Below are 1,002 nucleotides of genomic sequence, written 5' to 3'. Positions count from 1 at the left end.
GTCGGCCCGGGCCATGGCCTGTTCATGCCGGACCTGGACGTCCTTCAGGAGGTCGGCGACGTTCACGCGGCCACCTCGTAGGCGTCGCGCCAGGCCGGGGCGGGGGTAGTGAGGCGGCGGGCCATGTTCGCGGTGGACGCCCAGTAGACGCGGGAGACGGCGTTGTCGGGCCGGTGGTCGTACTCGCGGGCCAGACGCCGGTGGAGCATCAACGTGCCGTTGACCTGCTCGACCACCCACCGCTTCGGCTGCGGGACGAAGCCTTTGGCCTTGTCGTCGGGATTGCGGCGGACGATCTCGACGGTGATGCCGAGCAGGGTGCCGTGGATGACGGTCTCATCCTTGAAGCCCTGGTCGACCAGGGCCTTCTCCAGGCGGTTGCCGCACCGCTCGGCGGCCTGGGTGAGCAGGGTGGTGCCGGCGGCGTTGTCGTGGGCGGAGGCCGCGAGGACGACGACCCCGATGATCAGGCCCAGCACATCGACCACGAGCCCACGCTTACGGCCCGGCACCTTCTTGCCGGCGTCCAGTCCCGTCGTGGTCTTCGGGACACCGGCCGCCGCACGGACGGACTGGGTGTCGATGATCACGAGGGACGGGTCCTCTAATCGCTTGGCTCTCTCCCGCACCTGGCAGCGCAGCAGCTCCTGTATTCGCTGGTCAAGGCCGTCCTGCCGCCACAGCGTGAAGTAGTAGAACACCGCCGACCACGGCGGCAGGTCGTGCGGGAGGTAACGCCACTGACAGCCCGTCCGGTTCTGGTAGAAGATCGCGTTCACGACCTCCCGCAGGTCGCAGGACCCAGGATCTCCGGTCGCCGACCGGGCCACCCGCTCCTGCTTCCACGACTCGATCATCGGTCTGACCAGTTCCCACTGCTCGTCTGTCACGTCACTCGGATACGCCGGTCTCTCCATACGCCGCACAACATCACCTACCCCCCGGCCAGCACGCCAGTTCGTCGAACGATCACACGAACGAGCGATCCCCAACCATGAATAA

1 protein-coding gene is annotated in these 1,002 nt (G+C 67.4%); it reads right to left on the bottom strand.

The genetic code is table 11. From position 1 onward, the window contains the following. Positions 1 to 62: 62 nt before the first annotated feature. Positions 63 to 917: an IS5 family transposase gene (locus ACH4J0_RS43380; RefSeq protein ID WP_396246684.1), complete on the bottom strand. Its 855-nt coding sequence runs from the start codon at positions 915 to 917 to the stop codon at positions 63 to 65. Positions 918 to 1,002: the final 85 nt, after the last annotated feature.

Origin of the sequence: Kitasatospora sp. NPDC017646, assembly GCF_044329365.1 — a bacterium.
In the GTDB taxonomy this organism is placed as follows: domain Bacteria; phylum Actinomycetota; class Actinomycetes; order Streptomycetales; family Streptomycetaceae; genus Kitasatospora.
The sequence above is the reverse complement of the archived record's forward strand: the minus strand, read 5'-3'. Positions and strand labels throughout refer to the sequence as shown.

Coding starts and splice junctions, on each gene's coding strand:
- ACH4J0_RS43380 (WP_396246684.1), bottom strand. CDS start 917: ATGGAGAGACCGGCGTATCCGAGTGACGTGACAGACGAGCAGTGGGAA.